The organism is Ornithinimicrobium cerasi, assembly GCF_003702705.1.
Taxonomy (GTDB): Bacteria; Actinomycetota; Actinomycetes; order Actinomycetales; family Dermatophilaceae; genus Ornithinicoccus; species Ornithinicoccus cerasi.
In genome coordinates this window covers 105,808-121,203 of sequence record NZ_QZMN01000009.1, presented here as the reverse complement: position 1 = coordinate 121,203, position 15,396 = coordinate 105,808, and the positions used below count along the sequence as shown (strand labels likewise).

Below are 15,396 nucleotides of genomic sequence, written 5' to 3'. Positions count from 1 at the left end.
GGCATGGACGTCGAGCTCGCCGAGGTGCGGGACTTCCTCGCGGGGCACGCGCCCTTCGACGTCCTGCCCGACGCCGTCCTGGAGGACCTGCCCCGCCGGTGCACGCTGCGCTACGCGCGCCGCGGGACCGAGATCCTGCGCGCGGGTGAGCGCAACGACCGTCTCCTCGTGGTGCGGTCGGGCGCGGTCGACATCACCGACGAGGGCCAGGTCGTCGACCGGGTCGGGGCGGGGGGCAGCTTCGGGATGTCCGCGGTCGTCGAGCACGTCCCGACCCGGTATGCCGTCACCGCCCGGGAGGACACCCTCCTCATCACCCTCCCGCAGGAGGCGTTCGACGAGCTGAGCGCGGCGCACCCGGAGGTGACGCTCCACTTCGCCGCGACGCACCACGAGCGGATCAAGGCCGCGATCGCCCGGCTGCACGAGGGTCGGCGCGGGTCGGCCGTCCTGCGCACCTCCGTGCGCGACCTCGTCCGACGGGCGCCGGTGACGGTCGGTCCCGACGTCAGCATCGGCAGCGCCGCGAAGGTGATGACCGACGCCGGGGTGTCGTCGCTGCTGGTGATGGAGGAGGGGCGGCTCACCGGCATCATGACCGACCGCGACCTGCGGCGCCGCGTGCTCGCCGCGGGGACGGACCCGTCCCGGCCGGTGCGCGACGTGATGACCTCGGCGCCGGTGACCGTGGGGGCGGACGCGCTCGCGCTCGAGGTGATGCTCGAGATGACCGGGCGCAACCTGCACCACCTGCCGGTCCTCGAGGTCGACGGCTCGGTCCTCGGCCTCGTCACCACCACCGACCTCATCCGTCTGGAGCGGTCCAACCCGGTCTACCTCGTCGCCGACCTGGCCCGCCAGCCCGACGCCGCCGGGGTCGTCGGCCACGCACGCGAGGTGCCGGCGCTGATCTCCCAGCTCGTGGCCGAGGACGCCACCGCCGGTGACATCGGCCGGGTGACCACCGCCCTCCTGGACGCCGTCGGCACCCGGCTGCTCGAGCTGGCGCAGGCCGAGGTGGAGCAGGACCTCGGGCCGGCGCCGGGGGGCTTCGCCTGGGTGGTCCTGGGCTCGGCCGCCCGCGAGGAGCTGGGGCTGGGCGGCGACCAGGACCACGCCCTGGTCCTCGCCGACGGGGCCGACCCCGCGCACCCCTGGTGGGCGCGGCTCGCGGACCGGGTCACCGAGGGGCTCGAGGCTGCCGGGCTGCCCCGCTGCGAGGGCGAGGTGATGGCCACCAACCCGCGGTGGCGGATGACCGTGGGCCGGTGGCGCGCGACCTTCGCCCGCTGGTCGCACGAGCCGGAGCCGGACGCCGTGCTCCGGGCCGCCATCTTCTACGACATGCGCGCCCTCTACGGGGACGCCTCGCTGGTCGAGGACCTGCGTGCCGACGTCGTCCCGCTGGCGGCCCGCTCGGACCTCCTGCTCTCCTACCTGGCCGCGCAGGCGGCCCGGATGCGCCCGCCGCTGGGGTTCTTCCGCGGGTTCGTGCTCGAGGACTCCGGGGCCCACCGGGACACCCTCGACGTCAAGCGCGGGATCACCGCGGTCGTGCAGGTCGCGCGGGTCCACGCGCTCCGCGCGGGCTCACCGGCGCTCGGGACGACCGCCCGGCTCGCCGCCGCCCGCGCCGCCGGGGTGGTCCCCGCAGAGACCGCACGCGACCTCTCCGACGCGCTCGAGCTGATGTCCTACCTGCGGCTGCACCACCAGGCGGAGCAGCTGCGCCGCGGCGAGCGCCCCGACAACCACCTCGCGCCGGAGCGGCTCGGCGGCCTGGAGCGGCGCCACCTGCGCGACGCGTTCGCGATCGTGCGCGCTGCCCAGCAGGGTCTGCTCCTGCGCGGCCCGCGGGTGGGCTGATGCCGCGCCTGCCCTGGCGCCGCGACCCCACGCCGCCGCCCGGGCCGCTCGCCGAGCTCGCCGACGTCCCGCCACCGTCCCGCTCGACCCTCCTGTCCGAGGTCGAGATCCTCGCGCTCGACGTCGAGACGACCGGCCTGCGCCCGCGACGCGACGAGCTGCTCTCGTTCGGCCTGGTGCCCGTGCTCGCGGGCGAGGTGCTCCTCGGCGGGACGCGCCACCTGGCGGTGCGGCCGCGCGGCGACGTCGGCGGCTCGGCCGTCGTCCACGGGCTGACCGACGACGTCCTCACCGACGCCCCGCCGCTGGCGCAGGTGCTCCCCGAGGTGCTGCGGGCGTTCGTCGGCCCCGGCTACCGACGGGTGCTGCTCGCGCACTTCGCCCAGGTCGAGACGAGCTTCCTCGCGTCCTCCTGCCTGGAGGTCTACGGCGCGTCCGTGCCCTTCCAGGTGGTGGACACCCTGGAGCTGGAGCGTCGGCTGATGCGGGCGCAGCACCACGAGCTGCCGCAGGGGACGCTGCGCCTCGACGCCTGCCGGCGCCGCCACGGGCTGCCCCGGTATGCCGCGCACCGCGCCACCACCGACGCCGTCGCGTGCGCCGAGCTCTTCCTCGCGCAGTGCGCCGAGCTGGAGTCCCGCCGGGGGAGGCCGCTGGTCCTCGACGACGTCGCCGAGCGTGGCCTGGCGTGATGAGTCATGGTCCGGAGCGGGCGGGACTGCCCTCGTCCTCGGCCCGGCAATGGGTCAGGATGACCTGACCTAATCGTGACAAGGAACCCCTCATCCGGGTCGCCCGAACCCCGTGCCTAGACTGGCGCAGTTAGTGAACGTCGGCACAAGCGAGGACGCACGATCGTGAATCCGCAGGTCGAGACCGCCCAGGTGATCGTCGTCGGCGCCGGACCCGGAGGGTCGAGCACCGCGGCCTATCTCGCGGCCCACGGCCTCGACGTCGTGCTCCTGGAGAAGACGTCCTTCCCCCGCGACAAGATCTGCGGCGACGGTCTGACCCCCCGCGCCGTCCGGGAGCTGATCAGCCTCGGCGTCCCGACGCGCGAGGAGGACGGCTGGCACCGGACCAAGGGCCTGCGCATCATCGGCGGGGGCATGCGCCTGGAGCTCGACTGGCCCGGCAACGCCACCTTTCCCCCCTACGGCCTCGTCCGCACCCGGATGGACCTCGACGAGATCCTCGCCCGCCACGCCGTCTCCCGCGGCGCGCGGCTGCACGAGCTGACCAGCGTCCAGGCGCCGATCCTGGACCGTCGCGGGCACATCTGCGGCGTGAGCGCCCGTGTCATGGGCCCGGACGGGCGCCCCACCGGCGAGACGCGCGAGTACCGCGCGCCCGTGGTCGTGGCGGCCGACGGCAACTCCAGCCGGCTGTCGCTGGCGATGGACCGCCCCAAGCGCGACGACCGTCCGATGGGCGTCGCGGTGCGCACCTACTACCGCACGCCCCGCCACGACGACCAGTACATCGAGTCCTGGCTGGAGCTGTGGACCAAGGGCGACGACGGCTCCGACGTGCTCATGCCCGGCTACGGGTGGCTCTTCCCGCTCGGCGACGGCACCTGCAACGTCGGCCTGGGCATCCTCGACACGGCCGAGGAGTTCGGCACCTTCGACTACCGCGACGTGATGCGCCGCTGGGTCGCCACGATGCCCGAGGAGTGGGAGATCTCCGAGGAGACCCAGCTCGCCCCGATCCGTGGCGCGGCGCTGCCGATGTGCTTCAACCGGCAGCCCCTCTACGACCGCGGCCTGCTCCTCGTCGGGGACGCCGGCGGGATGGTCAACCCGTTCAACGGCGAGGGCATCGCCGAGGCCATGGAGGCCGGCCGGCACGCCGCGGAGGTCATCGCCTCCGCGCTGGCCCGCGCCACGCCCGGGGAGACCGAGGCGGTGCTGCAGTCCTACACGACCGTGATGAAGCAGTCGCTGGGGGGCTACTACATGCTCGGCAAGGGGTTCGCCACGCTCATCGGCAAGCCCGAGGTGATGCGGCTGGCGGTGCGCTACGGGCTGCCCCGGAAGTCGCTGATGCGCCTCCTCCTGAAGATCATGGCCAACCTGCCGCAGGAGCGCGACGGACGGCTCGACGACCGCGTCCTCAATGCGCTCAGCAGGATGACCCCTGCGGCATGATGGCAGTCCAGCACCCTAGGATTGCGCTGCGTCCGACCTTGTCCTCGGCGTGCCCGGCGCCGAGGCAGCCCCGAAAGGAGTCCAGGCACCGATGATGGACTACCACCCCTATCTCCCCATCGTCTTCTTCCTCCTCTTCGGACTCCTCTTCGCGTTCGGGTCCGTCTTCGGCGGCGGGCTCCTCGGCAGGGCCCAGTACAACCGGGCCAAGGCGGAGGCGTACGAGTGCGGGATCCAGCCGACCCCCCAGGCGCACGAGGGCGGGCGCGTGCCGGTGAAGTACTACCTCACCGCGATGCTCTTCATCGTCTTCGACGTCGAGGTGCTCTTCCTCTACCCCTTCGCGGTGGCCTTCGACCAGGTCGGCCTCTTCTCGGTGCTGGCGATGCTGCTCTTCCTCGTCGTGGTCTCGGTGCCCTTCGTCTACGAGTGGAGCCGGGGCGGTCTGGAGTGGGAATGACGCAGGGGTATGACGTGAGGCAGGCGGTCGGGCGCGTGCCCGGGCCGGCGGAAGGAATGGGTGAGACAGATGGGTCTTGAGGACAAGATTCCCGGTGGCATCATGCTCAGCACGGTCGAGGGCCTGGCCGGGCAGCTGCGCCAGCAGTCGGTGTGGCCGGCGACCTTCGGGCTCGCCTGCTGCGCGATCGAGATGATGGCCGTGGGCACGCCCGACTACGACATCGCGCGCTTCGGGATGGAGCGCTTCGCGGCCACGCCGCGCCAGGCCGACCTGATGATCGTCGCGGGACGGGTCTCCCAGAAGATGGCGCCCGTGGTGCGGCAGGTCTACGACCAGATGCCCAACCCCAAGTGGGTCATCTCGATGGGCGTCTGCGCCAGCTCGGGAGGGATGTTCAACAACTACGCGATCGTGCAGGGCGTGGACCACATCGTGCCTGTCGACGTCTACCTGCCCGGCTGTCCGCCGCGCCCGGAGATGCTGCTCAACGCCCTCCTGGAGCTGCAGCGGCAGATCCGCGAGTTCAGCTTCGGCGTCAACCGCGAGGAGGCCGCCCGCGCCGCCGAGCGCGCGGCCCTGGGAGCGGCTCCGCTCCACGAGCACAAGGGGTTGCTGGCATGACGAGCACCGGCCCGGAGACACCTGACAAGACTCCGCCGTCCCAGACGACGACCCGCGACGCCGAACACCAGCCTGCCCGTACCGAGGAGCAGGTGGTCGACACGACGACGGCGCAGGCCGGCGACGCCGTCCGTCCGAGCACCCCCGGGGAGCCGGTGGTCGTGGCCCGTCGGCAGGGCATGTTCGGCGGGACCCTCGGGACCGACACCAGCGGCTACGGCGGTCTGGACGTCCCGGTCCTGCTCCCCGGCGGCGCCGAGCGGCCCTACGGCTCCTACTTCGACGAGGTGGTCGACGCCCTCCAGGCCGCGGCCCCCGAGGCCTTCGAGTCCGGCGTCGAGCAGGTGGTGGTGGACCGCGGCGAGCTGACGCTCGTCGTGCGCCGCGAGCACCTGCGCGCGCTCCTGCAGGTCCTCCGCGACGACGCCCGCCTGCGGTTCGAGCTGGGTCTGGGCGTCTCCGGCGTGCACTGGCCCGAGCAGACCGGCGCCGAGCTGCACGCGGTCTACCACTTCGCCTCGATCACCCACGGGATGCGGCGCGTGCGCTTCGACGTCAGCTGCCCCGAGGACGACCCGCGCGTCCCCACCATCGTCGACATCTACCCCGCCAACGACTGGCACGAGCGGGAGACGTTCGACATGTTCGGCATCGTCTTCGAGGGCCACCGCGGCCTGACCCGCATCCTCATGCCGGACGACTGGGCCGGGCACCCGCAGCGCAAGGACTACCCTCTCGGTGGCGTGCCGGTCGAGTACCACGGCGCCACCATCCCCGCACCCGACCAGCGGAGGAGCTACAAGTGACCACCACCGGCCAGCCCGACGGGACCCACGTCGGCACCCGCGCCGACGAGGGCGCCGAGCACCTGGACCCGATCTCGGCGACGGACTACTACTCCGACCGCGACGAGTTCGCCGACAGCGTGGACGGCGGGGCGGTGTTCAACGCCGGCGGCGGGGACTGGGACCAGATCGCCAAGGACGTCGCCACCCTCGGTGCCGAGCGCATCGTGGTGAACATGGGCCCCCAGCACCCCTCCACCCACGGCGTCCTCCGCCTGATCCTGGAGCTGGACGGGGAGACCGTGCGCGAGGCACGGGCCGGCATCGGCTTCCTGCACACCGGCATCGAGAAGAACATGGAGTACCGCACCTGGGTGCAGGGGACCACGTTCTGCACGCGCATGGACTACCTGACGCCGATCTTCAACGAGGCCGCCTACTGCCTGGCCGTGGAGAAGCTGCTCGGGATCACCGACCAGATCCCGCAGCGCGCCAGCGACATCCGCGTGCTGATGATGGAGCTGAACAGGGTCGGCTCCCACCTCATCTGCCTGGCCACCGGTGGGATGGAGCTCGGGGCCACGACGATCATGACCGTCGGGTTCCGCGAGCGCGAGCGCATCCTCCGCTTCTTCGAGGCCGTGTCCGGGTTGCGCATGAACCACGCCTACGTCCGCCCGGGCGGGGTCGCCCAGGACGTGCTCCCGGAGCACCTCGACCTGCTCGAGTCGGAGCTGCCGGCCCTGCGCCGCGGCGTCACCGAGCTGGAGCGGCTGATCCTGGAGAACCCGATCTACAAGGGCCGGACCGTCGACGTCGGTCACCTCTCGCTCACCGCCTGCATGGCGCTGGGCGTCACCGGGCCGATCCTGCGCTCCACCGGGTTGCCCCACGACCTCCGCAAGGCCGAGCCCTACTGCGGCTACGAGACCTACGAGTTCGACGTGATCACCCGGCGCGACATGGACGCCTACAGCCGGACCGTGATCCGCATGGAGGAGATCTGGCAGTCGCTGCGGATCGCCGAGCAGGCCATCGAGCGGCTGCGGGCGAGCCAGGGCGAGCCGGTGATGGTCGCCGACCGCAAGATCGCCTGGCCCGCCCAGCTCTCCGTCGGGGCCGACGGGCAGGGCAACTCGCTGGACCACATCCGCGAGATCATGGGGGAGTCGATGGAGTCCCTCATCCACCACTTCAAGCTGGTCACCGAGGGCTTCCGCGTCCCGCCGGGCCAGGTCTACGTGCCCATCGAGTCGCCCAAGGGCGAGCTGGGCGTACACCTGGTCTCCGACGGGGGCACCCGGCCCTACCGGGCGCACTTCCGGGACCCCAGCTTCCACAACCTGCAGGCGGCGTCGGCGCTGGCCGAGGGCGGCCTCGTCGCCGACGTCATCGTCGCCGTGGCCTCGATCGACCCCGTGATGGGAGGCGTGGACCGATGACCACCGACCACGGGCTCGAGCCGCTGCACCACCAGACGCCGCTGCAGGCGTCCGAGGAGCCCTACGCACCCGACGTCCTCGACCAGCTGACCGCGGACGCCGCGCTGATCATCGCGCGCTACCCGCAGGCGCGCTCCGCGCTGCTCCCGCTGCTCCACCTCGTCCAGTCGGTCGACGGTTACGTCACCGGCCGCGGCGTGCACTTCTGCGCCGACCAGCTGGGGCTGACCACGGCGGAGGTGAGCGGCGTGGCGACCTTCTACACCCAGTACAAGCGCCACCCCAACGGCGACTACACGGTCGGCGTCTGCACCAACACGCTGTGCGCCATCATGGGCGGCGACCAGATCTTCGACGAGGTGAGCGAGCACCTCGGGGTCGGTCACGACGAGACCACCGAGGACGGCAGGATCACCCTCGAGCGCGTCGAGTGCAACGCGGCCTGCGACTTCGCCCCCGTGGTGATGGTCAACTGGGAGTTCTTCGACCACCAGACCCCCGACTCCACGAAGGTGCTGGTCGACCGGCTGCGCGCCGGTGAGGACGTCACGCCGACCCGCGGGCCCAGCCGGGTCTGCTCCTTCAAGCAGGTCTCCCGCGTCCTGGCCGGCTTCCACGACGGCCTGGCCGACGAGGGCGTCGGCGCCGGGGAGGCGTCGCTGCGGGGGGTCCGCCTGGCCAAGGAGCAGGGCTGGACCGCCCCGAGCTCGTCCACCGCCTCCGTCCAGCACGACACCGAGGCGTCGCCGGAGGCGCAAGCGGGCGGCATGGAGCGGGGTGGCTACGGCTCGGTCAACGCACCCACCAACGAGCCGGACGAGAAGCCCGGGGACGGCGAGATCAACGACGGCCGCCCCGCCGGGGCGCAGACGGAGGAGAAGGACGCGTGAGCACCGTGCTGACCCCGATCCTGACAAAGTTCTGGGACCACCCCCAGTCCTGGACCCTGGCGACCTACGAGGACAACGAGGGCTACCAGGCCCTGCGTGCCGCCCTCGACAAGGACCCCGCCGACCTCGTCGCGATGACCAAGGACTCCGGCCTGCGCGGCCGCGGCGGCGCAGGCTTCCCCACCGGCCTCAAGTGGGGCTTCCTGCCGCCCCCGGACGGAGGTCCCCGCTACCTCGTCGTCAACGCCGACGAGTCCGAGCCGGGCACCTGCAAGGACACCCCGCTCATGATGGCGGCCCCGCAGTTCCTCATCGAGGGCATGATCATCACGTCCTACGCGATCGGCTGCCACCACGCCTTCATCTACGTGCGCGGCGAGATCGTCCACGTCTACCGCCGCCTCCTGCGCGCGGTCGAGGAGGCGTACGCCGCGGGGTACCTCGGCAAGGACATCCTCGGTTCCGGGTTCGACCTCGACATCACCGTCCACGCGGGCGCCGGGGCCTACATCTGCGGCGAGGAGACCGCCCTGCTGGACTCGCTGGAGGGTCGGCGGGGGCAGCCCCGCCTCAAGCCCCCCTTCCCTGCGGTCGCCGGCCTGTACGCCCGGCCGACGGTCGTCAACAACGTCGAGTCGATCGCCTCCGTCCCGCCCATCGTGCTGCACGGCGCCGACTGGTTCGCCGACATGGGCACGGAGAAGTCGCAGGGCTTCGGCATCTTCAGCCTCTCCGGGCACGTCACCCGGCCCGGCCAGTACGAGGCGCCGCTGGGCATCACGCTGCGCGAGCTGCTCGAGATGGCCGGCGGGGTCCGCGACGGCCACCGCCTCAAGTTCTGGACCCCCGGCGGGTCCTCGACGCCGATCTTCACCGACGCCCACCTCGACGTGCCGCTCGACTTCGAGTCGGTCGCCAAGGAGGGCTCGATGCTCGGGACCAGGGCGCTGCAGATCTTCGACGAGACGACCTCGGTCGTGCACGCGGTCTCCCGCTGGACCGACTTCTACGCCCACGAGTCCTGCGGGAAGTGCACCCCCTGCCGCGAGGGGACCTTCTGGCTCAAGCAGATCATGACCCGGCTGGAGAACGGCCAGGGCCACGAGGGCGACATCGAGAAGCTCGACGACATCTGCGACAACATCCTGGGCCGGGCGTTCTGCGCCCTGGGTGACGGCGCCACCAGCCCGGTCACCTCGGCCATCCAGTACTTCCGCGAGGAGTTCGAGCAGGCGATGCACACGCCGTGGTACGAGCTCTTCCCGCCGGAGCGCTCCACCCTCTTCGCGAAGGAGAGCCAGCCCGCATGAGCGTCTCGACCTCCCCCGCAGCAGGCGGCAACTCCGTCACCGACGGTGGCGACGCCAGCACGTCGTTCCCGGCCGAGCCCGACGTCACGATGGTCGAGCTGACCATCGACGACGTCCCGGTGTCGGTGCCCGAGGGGACCCTGGTGATCCGCGCCGCCGAGCACGTGGGGATCCACATCCCGCGGTTCTGCGACCACCCGCTCCTGGACCCCGTCGGTGCCTGCCGCCAGTGCCTCGTCGACGTCGCCACCCCCGACCGCGAGGGCACCCTGCGACCGATGCCCAAGCCGCAGGCCTCCTGCACGATGGTGGTCAGCCCGGGCATGCAGGTGCGCACCCAGGACACGAGCCCGGTGGCCGACAAGGCCCAGCACGGCGTCATGGAGCTGCTGCTCATCAACCACCCCCTCGACTGCCCGGTCTGCGACAAGGGCGGGGAGTGCCCGCTGCAGAACCAGGCCATGTCCAACGGTCGGCCGACGTCGCGGTTCGAGGACGTCAAGCGCACCTTCCCCAAGCCGGTCAACATCTCCAGCCAGGTGCTGCTGGACCGGGAGCGCTGCGTCCTGTGCGCGCGCTGCACCCGGTTCTCCGACCAGGTCGCGGGCGACCCCTTCATCGCCCTCATCGAGCGCGGCGCCCTGCAGCAGGTCGGCATCTACGAGGAGAAGCCCTTCGAGAGCTACTTCTCGGGCAACACCGTGCAGATCTGCCCGGTCGGTGCGCTCACGGGTGCCGCCTACCGCTTCCGCTCCCGCCCGTTCGACCTGGTCTCCACCCCCAGCGTGTGCGAGCACTGCGCCTCCGGGTGCTCGCTGCGCACCGACCACCGTCGCGGCGCCGTGCTGCGTCGGATGGCGCTGGACGACCCCGAGGTCAACGAGGAGTGGAACTGCGACAAGGGGCGGTGGGCCTTCACCTACCCCACCCTCGCGGACCGGCTGCGCGAGCCGGTGGTCCGCGGGTCGGACGGCGAGTACGCCGTCACCCCGTGGCGGACCGCCTACCAGGCCGCGGCGGCAGCCCTGTCAGGGGCCCGGGCGGCCGGCGTGCTCGTCGGCGGCCGGGTGAGCGTCGAGGACGCCTACGCCTACGCCAAGCTGGCCCGGGTCGCGCTGGGCACCAACGACGTGGACCACCGGGCCCGCCCGCACAGCGCGGAGGAGGCGGCCTTCCTCGCCTCCAGCGTCGTCGGCGCCCGGGACGTCAGCTACGCCACCCTCGAGAAGGCGCCCTCCGTGCTCCTCGTCGGCCTCGAGCCCGAGGACGAGAGCCCGATCGTCTTCCTCCGCCTGCGCAAGGCGGTGCGCCGCAGCAAGACCCAGGTGTATGGCGTCGCGCCGTTCGCGACGCGCGGGCTCACCAAGCTGAGCGGCACGCTGCTGGCCTCGGCGCCGGGCACCGAGGCCGAGGTGCTCCAGGCGCTGTCCGCGCACCGCGAGCAGTCTGCGGCCCGACCGGTCGACGGTCCGGCCGAGCCGCTGCCCGCCGCCGCCCTGGACGAGGGCACCAGCGAGTACACCCTGGCCGCGGACAGCCTCACCGAGGGGTCGGTGATCCTCGTCGGGGAGCGTCTGGCCACGGTGCCCGGAGCCCTCTCCGCCGCCGCCGCCCTGGCCGAGCGGACGGGGAGCTTCCTGGCCTGGGTCCCCCGTCGCGCCGGCGAGCGGGGAGCGGTCGAGGTCGGCGCCCTGCCGGGGCTGCTGCCGGGTGGTCACCTCGTCGGTGACGCCGCGGCGCGTGCCACGGTCGCCGGGGCGTGGCGGACGACGGCCCTCCCCGAGCGGGAGGGGCGCGACACCACGGCGATCCTCGAGGCCGCGGCCCACGGGGAGATCGACGTCCTCGTCGTCGGCGGGGTCGAGATCGACGACCTGCCCGATCCCGAGCTGGCGCGGGAGGCCCTGCGCCGCGCCTTCGTCGTGAGCCTGGAGGTCCGCGAGACCGAGGTCCACGCCTACGCCGACGTCATCCTGCCGGTCGCCCCGCAGCAGGAGAAGAGCGGCGCCTACGCCAACTGGGAGGGGCGCCTGCGCCTCTTCGAGCAGGCGCTGGACTCCTCTGCCCAGTCCGACCACGTGGTCCTGGACCGCCTCGCCGACGCGATGGGCGTCCGGCTGGGCACCGAGTCGGTGCAGGCCGTCCGCCGCGAGCTCACCGCGCTCGGCACCTCCGCGTCCCGCCCGCCAGCGCCGACGGTGGCGCCCGTGGGCCCGGCAGCGCCGGCGGCGGGGGAGGCGGTCCTCGCCACCTGGCACCACCTGCTCGACGAGGGGTCGCTCCAGGACGGCGAGCCGTTCCTCGCCGGGACCGCGCCGCAGGCACGGGCCCGGGTCTCCGCCGGCACGGCGGCAGCCCTCGGGGTGGGGGAGGACGACCTGGTCACCGTCTCCACCGACCGCGGCTCGATCGTGCTGCCGGTCTCGCTGACCGCCATGCACGACGGCGTCGTCTGGGTCCCGACCAACTCGACCGGCTCCACGGTCCGCGCCACCCTCGGGGTGGACGCGGGCGCCGTGGTCCGCATCGCCGCCGGTGCCCCCGGCGCGCACATCCACACGCGAGGTGAGGCATGAGCCTGCTCACGGCATACCCCGACCTGCTCGCCGCGGGTCTGGCCCTGCCGGCCGTCGACCGGCCGGCGGCCGACTTCAGCGACACCCCGTGGTGGTTGTCGCTGGTCAAGGCGCTGCTGCTCTTCGTCTACGTCATGCTGTCCGTCGTCGTGGTCATCTGGTTCGAGCGACGCGTCATCGGCCGGATGCAGCAGCGCCCGGGGCCCAACCGGTTCGGCCCCCTGGGGATCCTGCAGACCCTCGCCGACGGCATCAAGCTCTTCCTCAAGGAGGACGTGACGCCCAAGAACGCGGACAAGCTGATGTTCTACGCGGCGCCGCTCCTCGTGGCGTCGCTGGCGTTCGTCTCCTTCGCGATCATCCCGCTCGGCGGTGACGTCCGGATGTTCGGTCACACCACCCCGCTGCAGCTGACCGACACCCCGGTCGCGGTGCTCCTCGTGCTTGCCGTCGCCGGCGTCGGTGCCTACGGCTTCGTCCTCGCCGGCTGGTCGTCCGGGTCCACCTACCCCCTGCTCGGCGGGCTCCGCTCGACGGCCCAGGTCATCTCCTACGAGATCGCCATGGGGCTCTCCCTGGTCGCCGTGTTCCTCTACGCCGGGTCGATGTCCACCAGCCAGATCGTCGCGCGCCAGGCCGAGCCGGTCTCGGTCTTCGGGCTCTTCGAGATCCCGATGTGGTACGTCGTGCCGCTGTTCTTCAGCTTCGTCGTCTACCTCATCACGATGGTGGGGGAGACCAACCGGCTGCCGTTCGACCTGGCCGAGGGCGAGGGCGAGCTCGGCGGCGGGTTCCACACCGAGTACTCCTCGATGAAGTTCGGGATGTTCTTCCTCGGCGAGTACATCAACATGTTCACCGTCTCGGCCCTCGCCACGACCCTCTTCCTCGGGGGCTTCCACGCGCCCTGGCCGCTGACGCTCATCAACGACAACATGCTGAGCTCGGGCTGGTGGGGTCTGCTGTGGTTCACGCTGAAGATGTGGATGTTCATCTTCTTCTACGTGTGGCTGCGCGGCTCGCTGCCGCGCGTGCGCTACGACCAGTTCATGAAGCTGGGGTGGAAGGTGCTCATCCCGCTCTCGCTGGTGTGGGTGATCGCCGTGATGCTCATCCGTGCCGCCCAGGAGGGCTTCTTCGGCGAGGGCCGGTTCGTCACGGTGGCCACGCTCGCGGTCATCGGGGTGTTCGTCGTGGGCGGCATCTTCCTGTGGGACCGCTACGCCCAGCGCCGCGCCACCGAGAGGGACGAGCGGCTGGCCGTGCCCGCCGAGGTCGACCCGCTCGCCGGCGGCTACCCCGTCCCGCCCCTGCCCGGCCAGAAGGTTGTCGAGCCGCGGACCGCCGTCGAGGCCGCGCAGCCGGTGACCGTGAGCAGTTCCACCACCACCCCCGACCCGGAGGAGCGCCGTGGCTGACCAGACCGACCCGACCGCCGACCGACCGCAGGACGCCCCGAGCCGGCGCGAGCCGGCCGCCGCCCCGGCCCGCCCCGCCGAGGAGCGCACCGGCCGTCCCGAACCGGGCTTCCTCGAGCAGCTGTTCGCGCCCGTCGCCGGCTTCGGCGTGACCTTCTCGACGATGTTCCGCAAGGTCCCCACCCAGGAGTACCCCGAGGTCAAGCGGCCGACCGCCGCGCGGTTCCACGGACGGCACCAGCTCAACCGGCACCCCGACGGGCTGGAGAAGTGCGTGGGCTGCGAGCTGTGCGCCTGGGCCTGCCCCGCCGACGCGATCTACGTCGAGGGTGCCGACAACACGGCCGAGGCCCGGTTCTCCCCGGGTGAGCGCTACGGCCGCGTCTACCAGATCAACTACCTGCGGTGCATCTTCTGCGGGCTGTGCATCGAGGCGTGCCCGACCCGCGCGCTGACGATGACCAACGAGTACGAGCTGACCGACCCCACCCGCTCGGCGCTCATCTACGAGAAGCACCAGCTCCTCGCACCGATGGGCGCGGACCAGCTGCAGCCGCCGTTCCCGATGGCCGAGGGCATGGAGGAGCGCGACTACTACCGGGGTCAGGTCACCGGTCCCACCCAGGCCCAGCGGGACCACGTGGCCGCTCGCGACGCGGCGGACGCCCGCGAGGAGGCGGCCCGATGAACCCCGGCCCCTCCACCGTCATCGACGGTCTGGAGCTCGTGCTGTTCTGGACGGCCTCGGGCATCGCCGTCCTCGGCGGGCTCGGCCTCCTGTTCGCGCGCAAGGCGGTGCACGCGGCGATGGCGATGGCGATGGTCATGGTCACCCTCGGCGTCGTCTACATCGTGCAGGGCGCCGAGTTCGTCGGCATCATCCAGGTGTTCGTCTACTCCGGCGCCGTGATGATGCTCTTCCTCTTCGTCGTCATGGTGATCGGGGTGGACGCCTCGGACTCCATGGTGGAGACCCTGCGGGGTCAGCGGTTCTGGGCGTTCCTGCTCGGCGGGCTCTTCGCCGCCGCGGCCGTCCTGGCTCTCACGCAGGTCGAGTGGCCGCAGACCGTCGGTCTGGAGGCCGTCCAGGCCGAGGGCCCGGTCACCGCGCTGGCCCGCGAGATCTTCGAGCGGCAGGTGCTCAGCTTCGAGGTCCTCGGTGCGCTCCTGGTCATCGCGGTCATGGGGGCCATGGTCCTGGCCCACCGCGAGCGGCTGACGCCGCGGCGGACCCAGCGGGAGCTGTCCGAGGAGAAGGTGCGCTCGGGCCGCTGGGTGGCGGGCAAGCCGAACCCCGGCGTCTACGCCCGGCACAACGCCGCCGACACCCCCGCGCTGGCACCCGACGGCACGCCGGTCGAGGCCTCGGTGCCCCGCGTCCTCGTCGCCCGCGGCCAGGTCGCCTCGCCCGAGACCTTCCGGCTGCCCGGGTCCCCCGGCGCGACCGACACGGCCGCCAAGAAGGGCTCGGGAGTCAGCACCGGCAGCGACGGCGACGGCAGCACGGACACCCGTTCCGGGACCGGGTTCTCCCCCTTCGACCCGCAGGACGAGGGTGATCGCTGATGGGTGTCGAGGCCTACCTCTACCTGGCGGTCGTGCTCTTCACGATCGGCTCCGTGACGGTGCTGACCCGGAGGAACACGATCATCGTGTTCATGGGCATCGAGCTGATGCTCAACGCCTGCAACCTCGCCCTGGTCACCTTCGCCCGCCTGCACGGCTCCCTGGACGGACAGGTGTATGCGCTCTTCGTCATGGTGGTCGCCGCGGCCGAGGTCGTCGTCGGGCTGGCCATCATCATGTCCATCTTCCGTGCGCGTCGTTCGGCCTCGGTCGACGACGCCAACCTGCTCAAGCTGTAAGGAGCGCGCG

General features: G+C 72.1%; 14 protein-coding genes. All 14 read left to right on the top strand.

The features are described 5' to 3' along the window. The first annotated feature begins 3 nt into the window (after positions 1 to 3). On the top strand, positions 4 to 1,866 hold the full coding sequence (locus D4B81_RS11965; RefSeq protein ID WP_122262842.1) for a putative nucleotidyltransferase substrate binding domain-containing protein: 1,863 nt from the start codon (positions 4 to 6) through the stop codon (positions 1,864 to 1,866). Then, entirely contained in the window at positions 1,866 to 2,558 is a 693-nt protein-coding gene (locus D4B81_RS11960) for an exonuclease domain-containing protein (RefSeq protein ID WP_122262841.1), read from the top strand. Before D4B81_RS11965 ends, D4B81_RS11960 begins: the two co-directional genes overlap by 1 nt. 165 nt (positions 2,559 to 2,723) lie before the next feature. Next, entirely contained in the window at positions 2,724 to 4,016 is a 1,293-nt protein-coding gene (locus D4B81_RS11955; RefSeq protein ID WP_122262840.1) for a geranylgeranyl reductase family protein, read from the top strand. A gap of 94 nt (positions 4,017 to 4,110) precedes the next feature. After that, a complete protein-coding gene (locus tag D4B81_RS11950; RefSeq protein WP_097188361.1) occupies positions 4,111 to 4,476 on the top strand; it encodes an NADH-quinone oxidoreductase subunit A in 366 nt (121 codons plus the stop codon). Positions 4,477 to 4,545: 69 nt separating this feature from the next. Continuing rightward, positions 4,546 to 5,100, top strand: a complete 555-nt coding sequence (locus tag D4B81_RS11945) for a NuoB/complex I 20 kDa subunit family protein (RefSeq protein WP_097188279.1) — start codon at positions 4,546 to 4,548, stop codon at positions 5,098 to 5,100. Beyond that, positions 5,097 to 5,906 carry an NADH-quinone oxidoreductase subunit C gene (locus D4B81_RS11940; protein ID WP_122262839.1) on the top strand — a complete coding sequence of 270 codons (810 nt, stop codon included), beginning with the start codon at positions 5,097 to 5,099 and terminating at the stop codon, positions 5,904 to 5,906. Before D4B81_RS11945 ends, D4B81_RS11940 begins: the two co-directional genes overlap by 4 nt. 71 nt (positions 5,907 to 5,977) lie before the next feature. Beyond that, positions 5,978 to 7,327, top strand: a complete 1,350-nt coding sequence (locus tag D4B81_RS11935) for an NADH-quinone oxidoreductase subunit D (RefSeq protein WP_181951298.1) — start codon at positions 5,978 to 5,980, stop codon at positions 7,325 to 7,327. Further along, positions 7,324 to 8,217 carry an NADH-quinone oxidoreductase subunit NuoE gene (nuoE, locus tag D4B81_RS11930; RefSeq protein ID WP_122262838.1) on the top strand — a complete coding sequence of 298 codons (894 nt, stop codon included), beginning with the start codon at positions 7,324 to 7,326 and terminating at the stop codon, positions 8,215 to 8,217. Before D4B81_RS11935 ends, nuoE begins: the two co-directional genes overlap by 4 nt. Continuing rightward, a complete protein-coding gene (gene nuoF, locus D4B81_RS11925; RefSeq protein WP_122262837.1) occupies positions 8,214 to 9,527 on the top strand; it encodes an NADH-quinone oxidoreductase subunit NuoF in 1,314 nt (437 codons plus the stop codon). Before nuoE ends, nuoF begins: the two co-directional genes overlap by 4 nt. Further along, positions 9,524 to 12,103 (top strand): NADH-quinone oxidoreductase subunit G, encoded by a 2,580-nt coding sequence (locus tag D4B81_RS11920; RefSeq protein ID WP_122262836.1) that lies wholly within the window; start codon positions 9,524 to 9,526, stop codon positions 12,101 to 12,103. The genes nuoF and D4B81_RS11920 overlap by 4 nt, the downstream gene beginning before the upstream one ends. Next, on the top strand, positions 12,100 to 13,521 hold the full coding sequence (gene nuoH, locus D4B81_RS11915) for an NADH-quinone oxidoreductase subunit NuoH (protein WP_122262835.1): 1,422 nt from the start codon (positions 12,100 to 12,102) through the stop codon (positions 13,519 to 13,521). The genes D4B81_RS11920 and nuoH overlap by 4 nt, the downstream gene beginning before the upstream one ends. Continuing rightward, on the top strand, positions 13,514 to 14,209 hold the full coding sequence (gene nuoI, locus D4B81_RS11910) for an NADH-quinone oxidoreductase subunit NuoI (protein WP_122262834.1): 696 nt from the start codon (positions 13,514 to 13,516) through the stop codon (positions 14,207 to 14,209). The genes nuoH and nuoI overlap by 8 nt, the downstream gene beginning before the upstream one ends. Beyond that, positions 14,206 to 15,087, top strand: coding sequence for an NADH-quinone oxidoreductase subunit J (locus D4B81_RS11905; RefSeq protein ID WP_122262833.1), 882 nt, complete (start codon positions 14,206 to 14,208; stop codon positions 15,085 to 15,087). The genes nuoI and D4B81_RS11905 overlap by 4 nt, the downstream gene beginning before the upstream one ends. Beyond that, positions 15,087 to 15,386, top strand: a complete 300-nt coding sequence (gene nuoK / locus D4B81_RS11900) for an NADH-quinone oxidoreductase subunit NuoK (protein ID WP_122262832.1) — start codon at positions 15,087 to 15,089, stop codon at positions 15,384 to 15,386. The genes D4B81_RS11905 and nuoK overlap by 1 nt, the downstream gene beginning before the upstream one ends. The last annotated feature ends 10 nt before the right edge of the window (positions 15,387 to 15,396 follow it).

Excerpts from the sequence above, each read along its gene's own strand:
- D4B81_RS11965 (WP_122262842.1), top strand. The coding sequence starts at position 4 with ATGGACGTCGAGCTCGCCGAGGTGCGGGACTTCCTCGCGGGGCACGCG.
- D4B81_RS11960 (WP_122262841.1), top strand. The coding sequence starts at position 1,866 with ATGCCGCGCCTGCCCTGGCGCCGCGACCCCACGCCGCCGCCCGGGCCG.
- D4B81_RS11950 (WP_097188361.1), top strand. The coding sequence starts at position 4,111 with ATGGACTACCACCCCTATCTCCCCATCGTCTTCTTCCTCCTCTTCGGA.
- D4B81_RS11945 (WP_097188279.1), top strand. The coding sequence starts at position 4,546 with ATGGGTCTTGAGGACAAGATTCCCGGTGGCATCATGCTCAGCACGGTC.
- D4B81_RS11940 (WP_122262839.1), top strand. The coding sequence starts at position 5,097 with ATGACGAGCACCGGCCCGGAGACACCTGACAAGACTCCGCCGTCCCAG.
- nuoE (WP_122262838.1), top strand. The coding sequence starts at position 7,324 with ATGACCACCGACCACGGGCTCGAGCCGCTGCACCACCAGACGCCGCTG.
- D4B81_RS11920 (WP_122262836.1), top strand. The coding sequence starts at position 9,524 with ATGAGCGTCTCGACCTCCCCCGCAGCAGGCGGCAACTCCGTCACCGAC.
- nuoH (WP_122262835.1), top strand. The coding sequence starts at position 12,100 with ATGAGCCTGCTCACGGCATACCCCGACCTGCTCGCCGCGGGTCTGGCC.
- D4B81_RS11905 (WP_122262833.1), top strand. The coding sequence starts at position 14,206 with ATGAACCCCGGCCCCTCCACCGTCATCGACGGTCTGGAGCTCGTGCTG.
- nuoK (WP_122262832.1), top strand. The coding sequence starts at position 15,087 with ATGGGTGTCGAGGCCTACCTCTACCTGGCGGTCGTGCTCTTCACGATC.